The sequence below is a fragment of the Agromyces sp. NPDC004153 genome (assembly GCF_053603635.1).
The window spans coordinates 1,808,423-1,825,128 of record NZ_JBSGFY010000001.1 but is presented as its reverse complement, the minus strand read 5'-3'; the positions used below and the strand labels follow the sequence as shown (position 1 = coordinate 1,825,128).

Annotated in this window: 21 protein-coding genes and 1 pseudogene; 11 read left to right on the top strand and 11 right to left on the bottom strand. The window is 70.6% G+C overall.

What is annotated here, in order from left to right:
- Window positions 1-70 precede the first annotated feature (70 nt).
- Window positions 71-964, bottom strand: coding sequence for an aminoglycoside phosphotransferase family protein (locus ACWEOH_RS08480; RefSeq protein WP_452029975.1), 894 nt, complete (start codon window positions 962-964; stop codon window positions 71-73).
- Between the two features lie 91 nt (window positions 965-1,055).
- Here ACWEOH_RS08480 and ACWEOH_RS08475 point away from each other — a divergent pair, with 91 nt between their 5' ends.
- Complete coding sequence (locus tag ACWEOH_RS08475; protein ID WP_452029973.1) at window positions 1,056-1,583, top strand: low molecular weight protein-tyrosine-phosphatase; 528 nt, start codon at window positions 1,056-1,058, stop codon at window positions 1,581-1,583.
- Window positions 1,580-2,959 carry an adenylosuccinate lyase gene (gene purB, locus ACWEOH_RS08470; protein WP_452029971.1) on the top strand — a complete coding sequence of 460 codons (1,380 nt, stop codon included), beginning with the start codon at window positions 1,580-1,582 and terminating at the stop codon, window positions 2,957-2,959. The genes ACWEOH_RS08475 and purB overlap by 4 nt, the downstream gene beginning before the upstream one ends.
- A 206-nt stretch (window positions 2,960-3,165) precedes the next feature.
- On the opposite strand, the gene ACWEOH_RS08465 is transcribed toward purB, so the two are convergent.
- The 3 genes from ACWEOH_RS08465 to ACWEOH_RS08455 all read right to left on the bottom strand — a co-directional run bounded on the left by ACWEOH_RS08465 (window position 3,166) and on the right by ACWEOH_RS08455 (window position 5,157).
- Entirely contained in the window at window positions 3,166-3,522 is a 357-nt protein-coding gene (locus ACWEOH_RS08465) for a hypothetical protein (RefSeq protein WP_452029969.1), read from the bottom strand.
- Window positions 3,519-4,103 carry a DUF308 domain-containing protein gene (locus tag ACWEOH_RS08460; protein WP_452029967.1) on the bottom strand — a complete coding sequence of 195 codons (585 nt, stop codon included), beginning with the start codon at window positions 4,101-4,103 and terminating at the stop codon, window positions 3,519-3,521. The genes ACWEOH_RS08465 and ACWEOH_RS08460 overlap by 4 nt, the downstream gene beginning before the upstream one ends.
- Window positions 4,104-4,212: 109 nt before the next feature.
- Window positions 4,213-5,157, bottom strand: a complete 945-nt coding sequence (locus ACWEOH_RS08455; RefSeq protein ID WP_452029965.1) for a helix-turn-helix transcriptional regulator — start codon at window positions 5,155-5,157, stop codon at window positions 4,213-4,215.
- 116 nt (window positions 5,158-5,273) lie between these two features.
- Here ACWEOH_RS08455 and ACWEOH_RS08450 point away from each other — a divergent pair, with 116 nt between their 5' ends.
- Window positions 5,274-5,675 (top strand): VOC family protein, encoded by a 402-nt coding sequence (locus tag ACWEOH_RS08450; RefSeq protein ID WP_452029963.1) that lies wholly within the window; start codon window positions 5,274-5,276, stop codon window positions 5,673-5,675.
- 100 nt (window positions 5,676-5,775) lie between these two features.
- Here the strand turns inward: ACWEOH_RS08450 and ACWEOH_RS08445 are convergent, their stop codons facing one another.
- From ACWEOH_RS08445 to ACWEOH_RS08430, 4 genes are all read right to left on the bottom strand, one after another.
- Window positions 5,776-7,194, bottom strand: a complete 1,419-nt coding sequence (locus tag ACWEOH_RS08445; RefSeq protein WP_452029961.1) for an NAD(P)(+) transhydrogenase (Re/Si-specific) subunit beta — start codon at window positions 7,192-7,194, stop codon at window positions 5,776-5,778.
- Window positions 7,191-7,520: an NAD(P) transhydrogenase subunit alpha gene (locus tag ACWEOH_RS08440; RefSeq protein WP_452029959.1), complete on the bottom strand. Its 330-nt coding sequence runs from the start codon at window positions 7,518-7,520 to the stop codon at window positions 7,191-7,193. The genes ACWEOH_RS08445 and ACWEOH_RS08440 overlap by 4 nt, the downstream gene beginning before the upstream one ends.
- Window positions 7,520-8,680 carry a Re/Si-specific NAD(P)(+) transhydrogenase subunit alpha gene (locus ACWEOH_RS08435; protein ID WP_452029957.1) on the bottom strand — a complete coding sequence of 387 codons (1,161 nt, stop codon included), beginning with the start codon at window positions 8,678-8,680 and terminating at the stop codon, window positions 7,520-7,522. Before ACWEOH_RS08435 ends, ACWEOH_RS08440 begins: the two co-directional genes overlap by 1 nt.
- Window positions 8,681-8,828: 148 nt before the next feature.
- Complete coding sequence (locus ACWEOH_RS08430; RefSeq protein WP_452029955.1) at window positions 8,829-9,482, bottom strand: hypothetical protein; 654 nt, start codon at window positions 9,480-9,482, stop codon at window positions 8,829-8,831.
- 189 nt (window positions 9,483-9,671) lie between these two features.
- Here ACWEOH_RS08430 and ACWEOH_RS08425 point away from each other — a divergent pair, with 189 nt between their 5' ends.
- The 4 genes from ACWEOH_RS08425 to ACWEOH_RS08410 all read left to right on the top strand — a co-directional run bounded on the left by ACWEOH_RS08425 (window position 9,672) and on the right by ACWEOH_RS08410 (window position 12,281).
- The gene (locus tag ACWEOH_RS08425; RefSeq protein ID WP_452029954.1) at window positions 9,672-9,986 is read left to right on the top strand and encodes a DUF1905 domain-containing protein; all 315 of its coding nucleotides are present in this window, start codon (window positions 9,672-9,674) and stop codon (window positions 9,984-9,986) included.
- A gap of 87 nt (window positions 9,987-10,073) precedes the next feature.
- On the top strand, window positions 10,074-11,066 hold the full coding sequence (locus tag ACWEOH_RS08420) for a hypothetical protein (protein WP_452029952.1): 993 nt from the start codon (window positions 10,074-10,076) through the stop codon (window positions 11,064-11,066).
- Entirely contained in the window at window positions 11,047-11,547 is a 501-nt protein-coding gene (locus ACWEOH_RS08415; protein WP_452029950.1) for an SRPBCC family protein, read from the top strand. Before ACWEOH_RS08420 ends, ACWEOH_RS08415 begins: the two co-directional genes overlap by 20 nt.
- A 176-nt stretch (window positions 11,548-11,723) precedes the next feature.
- Window positions 11,724-12,281: a hypothetical protein gene (locus ACWEOH_RS08410; protein WP_352175365.1), complete on the top strand. Its 558-nt coding sequence runs from the start codon at window positions 11,724-11,726 to the stop codon at window positions 12,279-12,281.
- Between the two features lie 42 nt (window positions 12,282-12,323).
- Here the strand turns inward: ACWEOH_RS08410 and ACWEOH_RS08405 are convergent.
- Window positions 12,324-12,563, bottom strand: a pseudogene (locus tag ACWEOH_RS08405) (alpha/beta hydrolase); the annotation flags it as partial.
- A 31-nt stretch (window positions 12,564-12,594) separates the two neighbouring features.
- Complete coding sequence (locus tag ACWEOH_RS08400; protein WP_452029948.1) at window positions 12,595-13,245, bottom strand: HAD family hydrolase; 651 nt, start codon at window positions 13,243-13,245, stop codon at window positions 12,595-12,597.
- A 304-nt stretch (window positions 13,246-13,549) separates the two neighbouring features.
- Between ACWEOH_RS08400 and ACWEOH_RS08395 the strand changes: the two genes are divergently transcribed.
- Both ACWEOH_RS08395 and ACWEOH_RS08390 read left to right on the top strand, forming a co-directional pair.
- Window positions 13,550-13,963, top strand: coding sequence for a hypothetical protein (locus ACWEOH_RS08395; protein ID WP_452029946.1), 414 nt, complete (start codon window positions 13,550-13,552; stop codon window positions 13,961-13,963).
- A 4-nt stretch (window positions 13,964-13,967) separates the two neighbouring features.
- Window positions 13,968-14,150 (top strand): hypothetical protein, encoded by a 183-nt coding sequence (locus tag ACWEOH_RS08390; protein WP_452029945.1) that lies wholly within the window; start codon window positions 13,968-13,970, stop codon window positions 14,148-14,150.
- A gap of 95 nt (window positions 14,151-14,245) precedes the next feature.
- On the opposite strand, the gene ACWEOH_RS08385 is transcribed toward ACWEOH_RS08390, so the two are convergent.
- Window positions 14,246-14,920 carry a TetR/AcrR family transcriptional regulator gene (locus ACWEOH_RS08385; RefSeq protein WP_352175335.1) on the bottom strand — a complete coding sequence of 225 codons (675 nt, stop codon included), beginning with the start codon at window positions 14,918-14,920 and terminating at the stop codon, window positions 14,246-14,248.
- Window positions 14,921-15,103: 183 nt separating this feature from the next.
- Here ACWEOH_RS08385 and ACWEOH_RS08380 point away from each other — a divergent pair, with 183 nt between their 5' ends.
- Both ACWEOH_RS08380 and ACWEOH_RS08375 read left to right on the top strand, forming a co-directional pair.
- Window positions 15,104-16,072, top strand: coding sequence for an NAD(P)-dependent alcohol dehydrogenase (locus tag ACWEOH_RS08380; RefSeq protein WP_452029942.1), 969 nt, complete (start codon window positions 15,104-15,106; stop codon window positions 16,070-16,072).
- A 94-nt stretch (window positions 16,073-16,166) separates the two neighbouring features.
- Window positions 16,167-16,655 (top strand): DUF6326 family protein, encoded by a 489-nt coding sequence (locus ACWEOH_RS08375; protein WP_452029941.1) that lies wholly within the window; start codon window positions 16,167-16,169, stop codon window positions 16,653-16,655.
- Window positions 16,656-16,706 lie beyond the last annotated feature (51 nt).

The window sequence follows — 16,706 nt, the reverse complement described above, 5'->3', positions numbered from 1 at the left end:
CCACCGGATGTGGAGGACAGGCCCGGACCGACCCGGGTGACCCGGCGCAGGCTCGCCCGCCGAACGGCGCTCAGTCGAGCTGCACCTGCTCGAGCACGTACGACGCCACGCGCCCGAACGAGCCCGCCGGGCCGGTGCGGTCGACGACCGCGCTCGCGATCACGAGCGCCCAGCCGCGGGCGCGGTCCCACGTCGCCTCGTCGACGCCACGGCGCGCCTCGAGCTCGGCGCGGAACACGCGGCGGGCGCGGACGTCGAACGTGAGCCACGCCGTCGCGAGGTCGGTCGCCGGGTCGCCCGCGGTGATGTCGCCGAAGTCCACCACCGCGACGAGCCCGCCCGACGGAGCGAGCAGCAGGTTGTGCGGGTGCAGGTCGCCGTGCAGCCACACCGGTGGGCCCGACCAGGCGGATGCCGCGAGCGCCCGATCCCACACGCGGGCGAGCCGTGCGGCATCCGTGATCCGTCCCCGGGCCAGCCGAGCCCGCACGTCGCCGTCGCGGTGCGCGAGCGGGACGCCGCGGTACGCGTTGGCCGGGGCATCCACCGGCGCCGGGATCGCGCCGAGCTCCGCGACGAACGCGGCGAGGCCGTCCACCGCGGCACCGCGCGTCTCGGCGTCGAACGCGAGCCCGCTCGCGCCGTCGAACCACGGGACGATGCTCCACGGCACGCCGTAGCCGAGGTCGGGGGCGGGGCGTCCGTTCCGCACGGGCGCGGGCACCGCGACCGGCAGGCGGGGGGCCAGCCGGGGGAGCCAGCGCTGCTCGTTCCACATGAGCCCGACCGCCTCGCGACGCCGCGGCATCCGCACCGCCAGTCGGTCGCCGAGCCGGAACATCGCGTTGTCCCAGCCGTTCGCCACGAGGCGCACCTCGCCCGCGAGGTCGGGGTGCTGGTCGGCCACGAGCCGTGCCGCGAGCGCCTCGTCGACGTGGAAGTCGGGCGCAGGGGCGTCCGTCATGTCGACCCCTTTCCCGGTGCGGATCGCCCAGCGTAGCGCAGGCGCCATCTGCCTCTGTGCGGCGTTCCCGATCTCGTCCAGAATGGGAGGCATGACGCGAGCGGAGCCCGCGGGGGACGCCGCGCAGCCCTTCCGAGTGTCCTTCGTGTGCACCGGCAACATCTGCCGCTCGCCGATGGCGGAGGTCGTGCTGCGCTCCCTCGCCGAACGCGCGGGGCTCGGCGATCGCATCGCCATCGAGTCGGCCGCGACGGGGGACTGGCATGTCGGCGAGCAGGCCGACCAGCGCACCATCGATGCCCTCGAGCGCCGCGGCTACGACGGCACCCACCACCGTGCGCGGCAGTTCGACGCGGCGGACTTCCCCGCGCTCGACCTCGTGGTCGCGTTCGACCGCGGCCAGGCCCGTATCCTGCGCAACCAGGCCCCGTCGTCGGTCGACCTCGACAAGGTGCGGCTCCTGCTCGAGTTCGACCCCGATCTCGCGCCGCTGCAGGACGTGCCCGACCCCTATTACTCCGACGATGCGACCTTCGATCGGGTTCTTGGGATGATAGAGCGGTCGACGTCGGCGCTCTTCCGGCAACTCGCCCCCGCACTCAGACAAGGAAACCGATGACATCGCTGCCTCCCCAGCCGCTCAGCCCGCTCGACGGACGGTACCGCGCCGCAGTCGAAGCGCTCGGCGAGTACCTGTCGGAGGCCGGCCTCAACCGCGCCCGCGTGCACGTCGAGGTCGAGTGGCTCATCGCGCAGACCGACCGCGGGTTCTTCGGCTCGTCGCCGCTGTCGGCCGAGCAGAAGGCGCAGCTGCGCTCGGTCGTCACCGAGTTCGGCCAGGTCGACATCGACGAGCTCGCGTCGCTCGAGGCGACCACGCGCCACGACGTGAAGGCCGTGGAGTACTACGTGCGCCGCCGCCTCGAGCTGCTCGGCCTCGACGACATCGCCGAGCTCACCCACTTCGCCTGCACGAGCGAGGACATCAACAACCTCTCCTATGCGATCACCGTGCGCGACGCCGTCGAGCGCGTCTGGCTCCCGAAGTACCGCGGCGTCATCGACGCGTTGAGCGCGCTCTCGGTCGAGCTGCGGGATGCCGCGATGCTCTCGCGCACGCACGGGCAGCCCGCGACGCCCACCACCATGGGCAAGGAGCTCGCCGTCTTCGCCTACCGCCTCGAGCGCATCGCCCGGCAGGTCGAGGCCACCGAGTACCTCGGCAAGTTCTCGGGCGCGACCGGCACGTTCTCGGCGCACGTGGTCGCGGCACCCGATGTGGCGTGGACCGACGTGTCGCACGAGTTCGTCGAGTCGCTCGGCCTCACGTGGAATCCGCTCACGACCCAGATCGAGTCGCACGACTGGCAGGCCGAGCTCTACGCGAAGGTCTCGCACGCGAACCGCGTGCTGCACAACCTCGCGACCGACATCTGGACGTACATCTCGCTCGGCTACTTCCGGCAGATCCCCGCGGCGGGCGCGACGGGCTCGTCGACCATGCCGCACAAGGTGAACCCGATCCGCTTCGAGAACGCCGAGGCGAACCTCGAGCTCTCCAGCGCCGTGCTCGACTCGCTCGCGGCCACGCTCGTCACGAGCCGCCTGCAGCGCGACCTCACCGACTCGAGCGCCCAGCGCAACATCGGCGTGGGCTTCGGCCACTCGCTCCTCGCCCTCGACAACATCGAGCGCGGCCTCGGCGAGATCGACCTCGACCGCGACCTGCTGCTCGCCGACCTCGACGTGAACTGGGAGGTGCTCGGCGAGGCGATCCAGACGGTCATCCGCGCCGAGGTCGTCGCCGGCCGGTCAACCATCGCCGACCCGTATGCGCTGCTCAAGGAGCTCACCCGCGGCAAGCGCGTGGGCGCGGCCGAGCTCGCGGCGTTCGTCGAGGGCCTCGAGATCGGCGAGGACGCCAAGCGGCGCCTGCTCGAGCTGACGCCCGCGACCTACACGGGCCTCGCGGCGGGGCTCGTCGACCGGCTCTAGGCCGCCCGTCCGTCCGTAACCCGCTGGTGCGGCGCTTGAGGCGCTGCGCGGCGACGCGCACCGGGGACTCAACGCGCCACTTGCGCGCCGTGTGCGCCACTTCGGGTGGCGCGGACGGCGCCGAAGTGGCGCAGCCGCGGCATCCGTGCGGGGCCGGAGCGGCGCCGCGGCATCCGTGCGGGGTGAAGCGGCGCGACAGCGGCCGGTCAGTGCGCGGGCGGCGGAGCCTGCGGTCCGTCGGGACCCGGGCCGTCGGCACCGGCTTCGCGCGGGTCACCCGGCTCGCCCGGCTCGACGTGGCCCTCGTGCCGGTGCGCCTCGTCGTCGCGCAGCTCGGCCGACTCCAACGCGTCGGGCTTGACGGCGAGCGCGAACAGGGCGAGCGCGACGAGCACGATGATGAAGACGCCGCCCGTCGCGATGAGTGCGAGCGTGACGTCGCGCGTGACCACGAGCGTGATGACGCCCGTGAAGATCGCGGCGATGGCGGAGCCGCCCACGTACTCGACCGGGCGCAGCATGTCACGCCGGCTGGGCTTGTAGTCGCCGGGACCCTGGGTCACGAGTGCTGCTCCGATCCGGATGCCGCGGCGCCCGGCGCCGCAGCCCACTTCAACGAGAACCCGCCGATGACGAGGTAGACGCCGAGGATCACGAAGTACGCGCCGAGCAGGCCGACCGCCGTGACGGAGTCGGGCGGCAGCAGCAGGAACACGATCGCGGCCACGGCCGTGAACGCGCCTGCGGCGATCCAGTCGCGCGCCGCCGGGGTGCGACCGCGTGCGCGCAGTCCCGCGTAGAGCTCGACGAACCCCGTGACGGCGGCCCACACGCTCACGAGGTAGAGCAGGTAGGGGAGTCCGCCGGGGATCGTGACCGCGAGCAGGCCCGCGGCGGTGGTCGCGACGGCGTTCACGAGGAACAGCGAGCGGATGCCGCGCTCCTCGACGAGGCGCATCGACAGCGCACCGACGACGAGTCCGGACACGATCGCCCAGGCGCCGAACACGACGAGGCCGAGCTCGGGCGCGTGGTTCTGCGAGAACGTGATCACGGCCGCCGGCACGAGTGCGAGGAGTCCGCGCACGACCGGGACGACCCAGTACTGGGTGCGCTCCGGAGCGGCATCGCGGGCGGTGGCCACGGCGACCTCTTTCACATCGGAGGGGGGTACCGATCCATCCTACGTGGGCCGCCGGGTCGTCCCGAATCGGCCGGATTCCCGCTCCCAACGGCCGCTTCCCGCGATCGTGTCAGCCGCCGTTGCGCTCCACCAGCACGCGACCGAGCCGCATCAGCTCGGCGCGGAGCGACGCGGGCTCCTCCACCTCGAGGTACTCCGCCCAACCGGCGAGGCCGCGCGCGAGCAGCTGCTCGGTCGGCGCCGTGACGCGCACCCGCGAGTGCATCGCATCCACGGATGCCTCGTGCACCTCGCGCTGGCCGAACTGCGTGTGCAGCAGCGGCACGATCCCGCTGTCGACGATCACCGTCGCCGAGGCGGCCGCCCGCTGCTCCTCCACCTCCGCCGTCACGCGCTCCCACAGCTCGGCCAGGTCGAGGTCGTCGGGGCGCTCGGCCGGCTCGTCGGTCACGGATGCCTCGAGCATCCGGTCGACGCGGTAGGTGCGCTCGGCGCCGTCGACCGCCCCGAGGAGATACCAGTGGTCGCGCTTGCGCACCAGGCCCCACGGGTCGACGAGCCGATCGACGGGATCGCGGCTCCACGCGGCGTAGCGCACCCGTACGCGACGCCGCGCGACCACCGCCGCCTCGAGCACGGACAGCAGCTCGGGGCGATCTGTCGCGTCGCGACCCCACTCGCCGGGATCGATCACGACCGCCGCGGCGGCGGCCGCGGCATCCGTGCGGAAGCTCTCGGGCAGCGCACGCACCAGCTTGCGCAGCGCGGCCTTGGCGTCGGGGTCGACGGATGCCGCAGGCCCCACGAGTAGGAAGAGGGCCCGCGCCTCGGGTGCCGTGAGCCCCGACAGGTCGGTGCGCGCGCCGCCGAGGAGCTGCCAGCCGCCGCCGCGACCCGCCTGCGGGTAGACGGGGATGCCGGCCGCCGACAGCGCCTCGAGATCTCGGCGCGCGGTCGCGACCGAGACCTCGAGCTCCTCGGCGAGCTGCGCCGCGGTCACGCGGCCGCGCGCCTGCAGGGTCAGCAGGGTGGCCACGAGGCGGTCGGCGCGCATGTTCCGATTCTCCTCGCAAAAGTGGTCAGAAGGTGAGCACTTCTGCGTTCGAGACTGGGATCAGCAGCACGAAGGACACGAAACCGGATGATCCGGTCACACGAGAGGAACCGCCCATGCTCAGGGGATTCGCCACCGTCAGCTACTACGCCGCCGACCTCGAGGCCGCCGCCGGGTGGTACGCCGAAGTGCTCGGCATCGAGCCGTACTACCGTCGCCCGGGCTACACCGAGTTCCGCGTCGGCGACACCGGCGACGAGCTCGGGCTCATCGACGCGCAGTACCGGCCGGCAGGCCCGACCGAGCCCGGCGGCGAGGTGGTCTTCTGGCACGTCGACGACCTGGCCGGATCGTACGAGCGTCTCCTCGCGCTCGGCGCGACGCCGTACCAGCCGCCGATCGAGCGCGGACCCGGCTTCGTGACCGCGGTGGTCGTCGACCCGTTCGGCAACCTGCTCGGCGTCATGTACAACCAGCACTACCTCGACGTGCTCGCCGCCCGCCCGGCCGTCGCGTAGCGCCGCCGCAGGCGACGCGTATCGAGACGCAGCCGAACAGGCGTCTCGATACGCGTCCGGCTTCGCCGGGCGCTACTCGACGACCGACACCCTCGCCTGGTTACAGCGCCTTCACCGCCGTGAGCACCTTGGTGAGCGAGTCCTTCGCATCGCCGAAGAGCAGCGTGGTCTGCGGCTCGTAGAGCAACTCGTTCTCGATGCCCGCGAAGCCCGGCCGCATCGAGCGCTTCAGGAACACCACTTGGCGCGCATCCTCGACCTCGAGGATCGGCATGCCGTAGATCGGCGAGCCCGGTGTCGACTTCGCCGCGGGGTTCACGACGTCGTTCGCGCCGACGACGAGCGCGACATCCGCCTGCTTGAACTCGCCGTTGACCTCGCTCATCTCCTTCAGCGATTCATACGGCACGTTCGCCTCGGCGAGCAGCACGTTCATGTGGCCGGGCATGCGGCCGGCCACCGGGTGGATGGCGAACACCACCTCGGTGCCGCGCGCCTCGAGCGCGGCCTGCAGCTCGGCGACCGTGTGCTGGCCCTGGGCCACCGCGAGGCCGTAGCCCGGCACGATGATCACGCGCTGGGCGTAGCCGAGCAGCACCGCGACGTCCTCGGCGCTCGACGAGCGCACCGGTCGGTCGGATGCCTCGGCGGACCCCGCCGTGGAGCCGCCGCGGAACGCGCCGAACAGGATGCCCGAGACGCTGCGGCCCATGGCGGACGCCATCGCGCGGGTCAGGATCGTACCGGAGGCGCCGACGAGCGTGCCCGCCACGACGAGCAGCACGTTGCCGAGCACGAGGCCCGACGCCGCGACCGCGAGTCCGGTGAACGCGTTGAGCAGCGAGATCACGATCGGCACGTCGGCACCGCCCACCGGCAGCACGAGCAGGACGCCCGCGACGAGGCCGAGCAGCAGCAGCACGACCGCGAGCCAGGCCTCGCCCGTCATCACGACGAAGACGGAGGCCACGATCGCCGCCACGAGGGAGAGTCCCATGAGGACCGGAAGACCGGGGAACACCACCGGCCGGGTCGTCATGAGTTCCTGCAGCTTCGCGAAGGTGACGAGCGACCCCGAGAAGGAGACGGCGCCGACGAAGAGGGTGAACACGATCGCGACGCGGATCCAGGCGTTCACGGTCGTCAGCTCGTACAGCCCCGTGGTGGTGCCCTCGGGAACGACCGTGTGGCCGAGTTCGAGCAGTGCCACGAGTGCCGCCGCACCGCCGCCGACGCCGTTGAAGAGCGCGACGAGCTGGGGCATCTGCGTCATCTGCACACGACGCGCGACCGGCGCCGCGATGGCCGAGCCGATCGCGATGGCGGCGAGGATCCACGGGATGTTGTCGAGCTTCGTCGAGAGGAACACCGTGACGACGGCAACGAGCGCACCCGCCGCGCCGATGAGGTTGCCGCGCCGCGCGGTCTTCGGCGAGCTCAGTCCCTTCAGGGCGAGGATGAAGCAGACGGCGGCGATCAGGTAGAGGATGGCGGTCCAGGTGGGGGAGAGGATCGTCATCGACCGGACTCCTTCGGGTCGGTGGTGGCGGCGGCCTCGGCGGGCTTCGGCTTGCGGCCGCGGAACATCTCGAGCATGCGGTCGGTGACGACGAAGCCGCCGACGAGGTTGGCGGTCGCGAGCACGACAGCGACGAGGGCGATGGCGAGCGTCCACCCGTCGGCGGCCTGGCCGGCGACGATGATCGCACCGACGAGGATGATGCCATGGATGGCGTTCGCGCCCGACATGAGCGGGGTGTGCAGGGTGCTCGAGACCTTCGAGACCACCTCGAAGCCCACGAACACCGCGAGCACGGTGATGGTGAGCAGTGCGACGCCGTCCATCAGCGCGCCCCTTCCTGTGCGTCGGTGGCGAGGGCCTCCGCGGTCGCCGGATGCCGCACCCCGCCGTCGTGGGTGAGGCACGCGTCCATCACCACCACGTCGCCGAAGTCGGGCTCGACCGATCCGTCGTGCGTCATGAGCGCGAGGAGGTTGGCGACGTTCTTGGCGTAGAGACGCGAGGCGTCGGCGGGCATGGTCGACGCGGCATCCTTCATGCCCACGACCGTGACCGTGCCGCCGCCGTCGGCGGTCGGCACCGCGACGTCCGACCCGGCGACCGACCCTTCGACGTTGCCGCCCGACTCGGCGGCGAGGTCGACGACCACGGAGCCGGGACGCATCGCCCGCACCATGTCGGCCGTGACGAGCAGCGGCGCGGGTCGACCGGGGATCGCGGCCGTCGTGATGAGCACGTCGGCGTCGGCGACGTGCGGCGCGAGCAGTTGACGCTGGCGCGCCGCGCGGTCGGCGCCGAGCTCCTTCGCGTAGCCGCCGCTCGCATCGGCGGCGTCGAGGTCGAGGTTGATGAACGTGCCGCCGAGCGACTGCACCTCGTCGGCGGATGCCGCGCGCACGTCGTTCGCCGACACCCGCGCGCCGAGCCGCTTCGCCGTGCCGATCGCCTGCAGCCCGGCGACGCCCGCGCCGAGGACGAGCACCCGCGCGGGCGGGATCGTGCCGGCGGCCGTCATGTACAGGGGGAAGAACCGCGGGAGCCGCATCGCGGCCTCGAGCACGCAGCGGTAGCCGGCGACGAGCGCCTGGCTCGTGAGGGCGTCCATCGACTGTGCGCGCGAGATGCGCGGCACGAGCTCGAGCGCGAACGCGGTGACGCCGGCGTCGGCGAGCGCGCGCACCGTCGGCAGCTCGGTCGACGGCGAGGCGAGGCCGATCGTGATGGCGCCGCGACGCAGCCGCGGGGGTGTCGCGGGGTCGAGCGGCCGCACGTGCAGCAGCACGTCGAGGTCGCCGAGCTCGAGCACCTCCTCGATCACCGCACCGGCCCCCTCGTACGCCGCGTCGGCGTGTCCGGACGCCTCGCCGGCGCCGTGCTCGACGAGCACCTCCAGCCCCAGGCCGACCAGTTGGCGAACGGTCTCGGGCGTGGCGGCGACCCTGCGTTCGCCCTCTCGTCGCTCTCTCGCGATGCCGACCCTCACGGGCCCTCCTCTCACACGTGAGTGCAGCGGAACCGGGCGCGGGGAGTCCCATGCCGCGGCGCTGCTGCACGTGTCGACAACAGTACGTGCCGCCGCGGCATCCGAGCCATGGTTCGCCCGTTTCAGGGGTGAAAGTTCGCAGGTTCTTTCACGCTTCGGAACTGCCGGCCCCGACGGATGCCGCGTCGATGTCCTCCACCCGACGGAACGGGATCGAGCTCGCGAGGCACAGCACGACCAGGCACGACGCGGCGAGGATCGCGACCCACGCGCCGCGGGGCTGGTCGAGCGCGAGCCGGATGCCGCCGATGGCCGGGACGCTCGCGACGATCCCGCCGATCACCGCGAGTGCGAGGACGCCGCACGTGATGCGTCCCCAGAGCGGGCCCCTGCCCGACACCGCGAACCCGCCGGCGATGGCCGTGAGGGCGACCGCGACCGCGCCACCGCCGAGGCCCTGGGTCACGAGCGCGATCAGCGCACCCGGCATCGTGAGCGGCAGCACCGCGAACGCGAGCGGTGCGAGGGCGAGCCATCGCCAGTGGCGGTGCCCGCCGGTGCGCCGGAAGTACTCGGCGAGCCCGAGGAGCGCTCCCGTGATCGCGCCCGCACCGATGATCGCCACGACCGTGCCGTACCAGTCGACCCGCGAGGCGCCGCCGACGATCTCCGACATGTAGGCGCGGAACGCGGCTCCCCACGCGATGCCGCACACGGCGCCGACCAGCACGAACGCCACCGCCGACCGCCGCGTCCTCGCCTTCGCGTTCCCCCGGGTCGGCTCGACCTGCTCGACGACCATGTCGACGCACCTCCATGTCCTCGGGCTGCCGCCCGCGTGCGGCCAGCATAGGAGCGGTGCGCCGAGCCGCCATCGGGGCAGGCCCCGGTTCGGCATGGCGGGCAACCGCCGAGACGACGTGCCCCCGTCGATGTCGAGATCCGGCTCCCGGATCCGACCCAGTGGTGGAAGCCCGATGAAGGAGGCATCATGATCACCATGACGACATCGCGCGAGCAGGGCGTCGCCGCCGGCCCGATCGACGCATCGTTCGACGCCGTGCTCGAGAAGAGCCCGGCCGCCGGCGGATGGACCTACCTGATCTGGCCCGATTCGCCCGAGTACTTCGGCACCCACGGACTCGTGAAGGTGTCCGGCGAGGTCGACGGCGTGCCGTTCGACGGCTCGTTCATGGCACTCGGCGACGGCCGCCACAAGCTCGCCGTCACGGCCGCGGTGCGCCGGGTCATCGGCAAGGAGGCCGGCGACACCGTGCACGTGCAGCTCACCGAGCGGCGCTCCTGAACCGCGCGGGAGTGGCGGCCTGCTTCGCGATCGGATACCGTTCGGCGGGGAAGCAGCCTCTGCGCGGTTGACGCGGTGGGGGGCGCCATGAAGGTTGCGCTGAAGAACTACCGGCTCGCAATCGAGACCGTCGTCGTGGTCGCGGTGCTCGTCGCGGTGAGAGCTGTGCTCTGGGCGCTCGGCGTGCAGGGCATCGGGGCGAGCCCGCTCGCCTCCAGCATCGTCGCCGGCGGCGTGTTCGTGATGGGCCTCGTGGTCGCGGGTACGCTGTCGGACTACCGCGACGCCGAGCGGGCTCCGGGCGAGGTGGCGGCCGCACTGTATGCGTTCCTCCGCGAGGGCGAGTCGATGCACACGGTATGGGGCAAGCCCGACCTCGAGCGCTTGCGCACCCGCCTCATCAGCGTGGTGACCACACTGCGGGCCGACATCAGCAGCGGCACGACGCGTCAATGCCAGGAAGCGGTCGAGGAATTGTCGGCGACCCTGCTGGAGCTGGAGGAGTCCGACGTGCCCGCGAACTATATCGTGCGGCTCCGTGCCGAGCAGGCCGCGATGCGCAAGGCGGTGCTGAGGGTGTACACCATCCAGCGCGAGGAGTTCCTCCCCTCGGCCAAGGCGATGGTCACGAGCCTCGTGACGATCATCCTCGTCCTGCTGCTGTTCACCGACATGGGCGGTCTGGTCGAATCCCTCGTCACCGTCGGATTCCTCGGGTTCTTCTTCGTGTACCTGCTGCGGCTGCTCACGGTCATCGACAAGCCCTTCAAGGCCGGCACCGAGCGAACGGATGACGACGTGAGCCTGTTCCTGCTCAGCGAGTTCGTCGTGCACGCCCAGGCGGTGGGCACCGATCGGGTGGTCGAGGCGGAGGACGTGGCCGCGGCCGCGGAGTCGATCGAGGAGGCGCTGGCCGACGCAGAGGCCGACGCCGACGCCGACGCGCCCGACCTCGCCGACGCGCTCGAGGACGTGATCGGCGAGGTCGCGGAGCCGCCTCAGGAGGAGGAGGCTCGGGCGTCGGCCGAGCCGGCGAATCGGAAGGAGGACGGGACGGAACATGGCCGAGTCGACGTATGACGTGCACGTCGTGCGCGAGTTCCAGGCCCCCATCGATCGAGTCTGGGATGCGTGGACGCGACCCGAGGACCTGCGCGAGTGGTGGGGTCCGACGGGATTCACCTGCCCGCGGGCCGAGGCCGACGTGCGAGTCGGCGGGCGGATCCTCGTGACCATGCGGGCGCCCGACGAGTGGGGCGGCTTCGAGCAGCACAGCACCTGGGTCATCGTCGAGCTGGATGCCCCTCGCCTCCTGCGCTACGTCTTCCGCTTCGCCGATGCGGAGGGGAACGCCATCACCCCCGCGGAGGCCGGGATACCCGCCGCGGGCGTACCCGACCGCGGGGAGCACGAGGTGCGGTTGGCCGGTGCCGCCGACGGGCCGACGCGCCTGGAGATGACCGAGCACGGGTACACGACCACGGAGGCGCGGGACCTGTCGCAGGGCGGCCTCGAGCAGTGCCTCGACAAGATGGCCGCCCTCGTCGACCGCGCGTCCTGAGCACCGGTTGGAAGTCACTGCCCGATCCCGTTCCAGCCCCTCACCGAAGCGGAAACCGCTTGAGTGGCGCGGGCTCGGTGCAACTCGTTCGCGTCGACGCCCGGTCACCTCGCCTCGCCCACGCGTTAGTTTGGTCAGGAGCTCCAGCAAGAGCGGGTGATCGGGAGGCGGTGCGGATGCGAGTCGGTGAGGGCGAGTTCCTGCTCGGCTTGGCCGGCGTCGCCGCCACGCTGTTGGGCACGTTCATCGTCGGAGTGTTCTTCTACATCGAATCCGGCCTGCACCGGCGATTGGCTGGTTCGGTAGCCCCGGATCAGTATCTTCGCTCCGGAATGCGATGGGTCTTCGCGGCGTACTCGCTCCCGTTGCTCGTGGCGCTCGTCCTCGCCGCCCTCGATCCCATCTGGGGAGCGCTGACCTTCATCGTCCTCGGGATCATCGTGGTGTTGGCGAGCATCGACACCGGCCGGCGGATACTGATGAAGGGCGCATCAGGTCTGTCCAAGGCCCCACTGGTCAACGAATGGCTCACCAACGCCGCAGTCCTGGTTGCCGTCGTCGTGCCATGGATCCTCGGCGGTTGGGTGCCCCCGGCATCCGCGTTCATCCCCTCGCTCCTCCTGATACTGGCCGCCGGATTCGCCAGCACCGTCGCGCTGGTCATGGCCGAATTCGACGCCACGATGGGCGTGACGGAATCCCACGACCAGAAGCCGGTCGAGCCGGGTCGATGACAGCCGGTCCTTCGCCGCGTCGGGGCCGGACGGCTTGCCGGGATCCGAGAGGAACGCCTCGATGCGACGCTGGATGTCCCGGGTGACGGCGGGATCATCACCCCACCAGATGAGGTGCCCGAACTGCTCGACGGAGAGGAGCGTCGATCCGGGTATCGCCTGGTGCGCGTGGACCGCGTTCTCGTAGCCGGTGTCTCCGTCGCACCTGCTGCCGATGACCAGGGTCGGCGCGAGCACGTCGGCGAGCGGGAGCTCCGCCAACTCCTGCTGCAGGTCGTTCATGACGACCAGTGATCGAGGTGGCTCGAGTGGCTCACGCCCCCGCCACCACCTCGGGCGTCAGCGCTCGGATCGAGTCGAGGACGACGTCGGCGAGCTCGACAGCGTCGGCAGCCGGCGGATACGCGCGATTGGGCACGGCCACCACCCGCATGCCGGCGGCGTGCGCCGAGCGGATCCCGTTCGACGAGTCCTCGACCGCCGCGCAGTGCTCTGGGGCGATGCCGAGGCGTGACGCAGCCTCGAGGTACACGTCGGGCGCGGGCTTGCCGCGCTCGACCTCCTCGCTCGAAACGATGGCCTGGAACGCGTCGGCCAGCCCTGCGAGGTCGAGCGCCAACTCGATGAGCTGCCGGTTCGATGAGGAAGCGACCGCAAGGGGGTATCGCTCGGCGAGCGCGCGAACCGCCTCTTCGACGCCCGGGATGAGCGGCAGGTCGGCGCGATACGATGCCTCGATCTCGGCCACCACGCGGCGTCCGATCTCGGCCGGCGTGCCGGGGACGCCGAGCTCGTCGTGCAGGTAGGCCTCCCACTCGGGAGCGCTCATGCCCTGCATCCTTCTCGTCGCCTCATCGGGGTAGGCCATGCCCGAGGCGATGACGAGCCGGCGGCGAACGGCCTCCCAGCGCTGCTCGCTGTCGACGATCACGCCGTCCATGTCGAACACGACTGCCTCGACCATGCTGGGAAGCCTACCGAGCATCGTCATCCTCACCGGCCACGAATCCACCCGTACGCGTCATCGAACGGTGTCCAGGACGAGGAGTCACTCACCGCCTTCGTGCACGACATCGTGTAGCCGCCCGACGTGCACGACATCCTGTAGCCGCCCGACGTGGCGTGTCTGCGGTTCTTGAAGGGCGACGCCCGCCGACCATCACGCGCCGCCCCTAGGGTGATCGGTCGGCGGACGCACGCCGTCTCGTGTAGCCTGACGCCATTCTGGTTCGACCGGGAGGGCACCAGGCTCAGGGACGAGCGCCCATATGGAACACGAACGGGACAAGGTCAGGAGCACGGCGGAGTCCGCGCTCTTCTACGTTGGCATCCCGGCGGCGCTGGTGTACCCATTGGGTGTGTTGGGTGTGGGCATCCAGCTGTGGAGGGATCCCCTGTTCCCGTACACCCGTCTGGACACGGTGTGGACCGCCGTGACGCTCGTGCCGGAGAAGGTGGTGATCGGGACGGGCATCACCCTCCTGTTCTTCGCCCTGATGTCCACCGCCTTCGCCATCGGGGTCTCCGTATTGGTGGTACGGGTTCTGCTGCTTCGCGGCCGAACCCCCGCTGAGGTCTCCGACGTGGGAAAGGCCGGGCCGCGGAGGTGGACTCTCCTGTTGAGGCATCGCCGCGGCGGTCAGCCTGGCGGCCACGCAAACGCCCCAGCTCCCGCTCGTTGAGATCATGGCCGAGAGGGAGGAGCCGGTGCCCTGCCAGGAGATTCCAGTCGACAACCTCTTCGTGATGCTGGATAGGAGTGACTCGTACCTCTCCCTCTACAACAGGGAGGGCATGCTCAGCCTGCCCGAAGGTGAGGCTGAGCTCGTGCGCTTCCGGGAGTGCCAGGAGTACCTGGACCGGCACTGACCAGCCCAGTCCTTGGGCAGACGCTTCCTGCTCGTGCCCTCCTTCACACGGAAGAGGTCATCGGCTCGACCGTGCGCGACGGCCCGTGAACGTCGCTACCCGGAGGTTCTCAAGGGCTCGAGGGCCGCAAGGATGAGGTCGAGACCGAAGATGAACTCCTCCGCCGGGTCGTAGCCGGCAGCGAGGAGCGCCGCGGCGGACTCGTTGAGGTAGGGAAACTCGTCAGGAGGAAGCTGGGGCAGGTAGACGTCCTCGGCCATGTCCGCGAGCTCATCGGCGGTGTCGAACGGCAGGCCGGCTTCCTGCAGGGCGAAGCCGTAGACATAGCTGTCGAGCAACCAGTTGGCGTGCGTCGCCATCAAGACCGAGAAGCCGGCCCTCCGCAGGCAGGCGGTGACCGCTTCGTGGTGGCGGAGGTTCGCGGGCCCTGGCGATGTCCGCGATTCCATCAGGCCGTTCGCCCACGGGTGGCGCGCGAGAACCTGTCGGGCGGACACCGCCCGACGTCGAAGCGCCGATTGCCAGTCGGTCCCTTCGGGCGGGAGCTCGATCTCCTCGAACACGACGTCGATCATCGCGTCCAGCAACTCCTCCTTGCTCGCGACGTAGTGGTACAGCGACATCGCGCCCGCGCCGAGGGCTCCAGCCAACCGGCGCATGCTCAGCCCGTCGACCCCCTCGCGGTCGGCGAGCCGGATCGCCTCAACCACCACCCGCTGCTTGCTCAGCCCCGCATCTGACGCGACCTGGCGTTGTTCCCTCGCAGACACGGGTCTCCTCACTCGTCTCGAATGACTTGACAATCGTACAGCGTACGGCCATAGTACAGTGTACGCGTACAGTGTACGAGCCAGCGAGAGTCGCGGCTCGGATGAGGAGGCTTCTGTGGGAATCGAAGAGCGATCGGATGAGCACGCCTGGTGCCGGCGGCGAGCCCGACCGGGGCGGCGACGATGCGGGCAGCCGTCCAGCGCAGTTACGGCCCGCCCTCCGTGCTCGAGTCGTCCGAGATCGGGCTGCCGGTGCTCGGTCGAGGCGATGTGCTCGTCCGGGTGGGCGCGGCCTCGGTGCATCCTGGCGACTACTTCGTCATGACCGGTGAGCCGTACATAGTGCGGCTGGTGTTCGGGCTCCGCCGCCCGCGCCACGGCATCCCCGGCAGGGACCTCGCAGGCGTGGTGGTGGCGGTCGGGAAGGATGTCACCGCGCTCCGCCCCGGCGACAGGGTGTTCGGCTGGAGCACCGCTGGCACGCTCGCGGAGTACGCCTGCGTCCCGGCGGACAACCTCGTGTCCATGCCCGCCAACCTGTCGGTCGTGGACGCGGCAGCGGTGCCCACGTCGGCCATGACGGCGTTGCAGGCACTCCGTGATATCGCGAAGGTCCAACCGGGCCAGACGGTCCTGGTCACGGGCGCGTCGGGCGGCGTGGGCTCCTTCGCCGTACAGATCGCCAAGGCGTTCGGCGCCGAGGTGACGGGTGTGTGCAGCACCCGCAACGTCGACTTGGTCCGGTCGCTCGGTGCCGACCATGTCGTCGACTATACGAAGACCGACTTCACCGGCACCCAGAAGCACTACGACGTCATCCTCGACAACGTGGAAGCCCAACCCCTGGCGGCCGTCCGCCGAGCGCTGACGCCCACCGGCACCCTCATCCCCAACAGCGGACGCGGCGGCCGCTGGCTCGGCCCCATCGGTCGGATCGTCGCAGCGCGCGTGCTGTCCGGGTTCACCCGCCAGCAGTTGAAGCCCTTCACGTCATTAGGGAAGCGCCAGGACGTGCTCATCCTGGCCGACCTGCTCACGACCAGGCAGGTCACGCCCGTCATCGACCGGACCTATCCCCTCGACGAAGCAGCCGACGCCCTCCGCTACGTCGCGGCCGGCCACACCCGAGGGAAGGTCGTCGTCACCATCTGACGATCGGGCCGACGAGAACGGCCAATCCGTGCGTCTGCACGCCAGACCCGCCGCCACTCCGGCGGAGGGACCCCTCCTCGAGAAAGAAGAACCGATGACCATCCGAACGACAACCCCGAGCCCGCTCGACAACCCGCCGATCCCCGTACCGGCCAAGCTCGCCGCCGCATGGACCAGCTTCATGTTCCTCTACATCTACGTCGACCTCTTCAACTTCTACAAACCCGGCGTCGTCGACGGCATCCTGAATGGTCTCGTCTGGAGGTTCGAGATCAGCTCGACGTTGTTGACCATTTTCCTCGCGTCCGTGTCAATCCCGGCCCTGATGGTGGTGCTCTCCATGACGCTGCCCGCCCGGGTGAACCGCGCTACGAACCTCGTCGTTGCATCGCTCCTCATCCCCTACTCGATCTTCAACGCGGCAGGGGCGACCTGGGAGTGGGCCGCCTTCTACGGGCTCTCGATCGGACTCGAAGTGCTGCTCCTGGCCTTCATCCTGCGCTCCGCCTGGACATGGCCTCGAACCCCCGCCGGCACGGCTGATCCCTCGACGATCGATGTTCGACAGGACCTTCGACAGTAGGCATCCGTGCCGCGAAATCCACGGCTATTCTCGTCGATTCAGGGCGTCGGA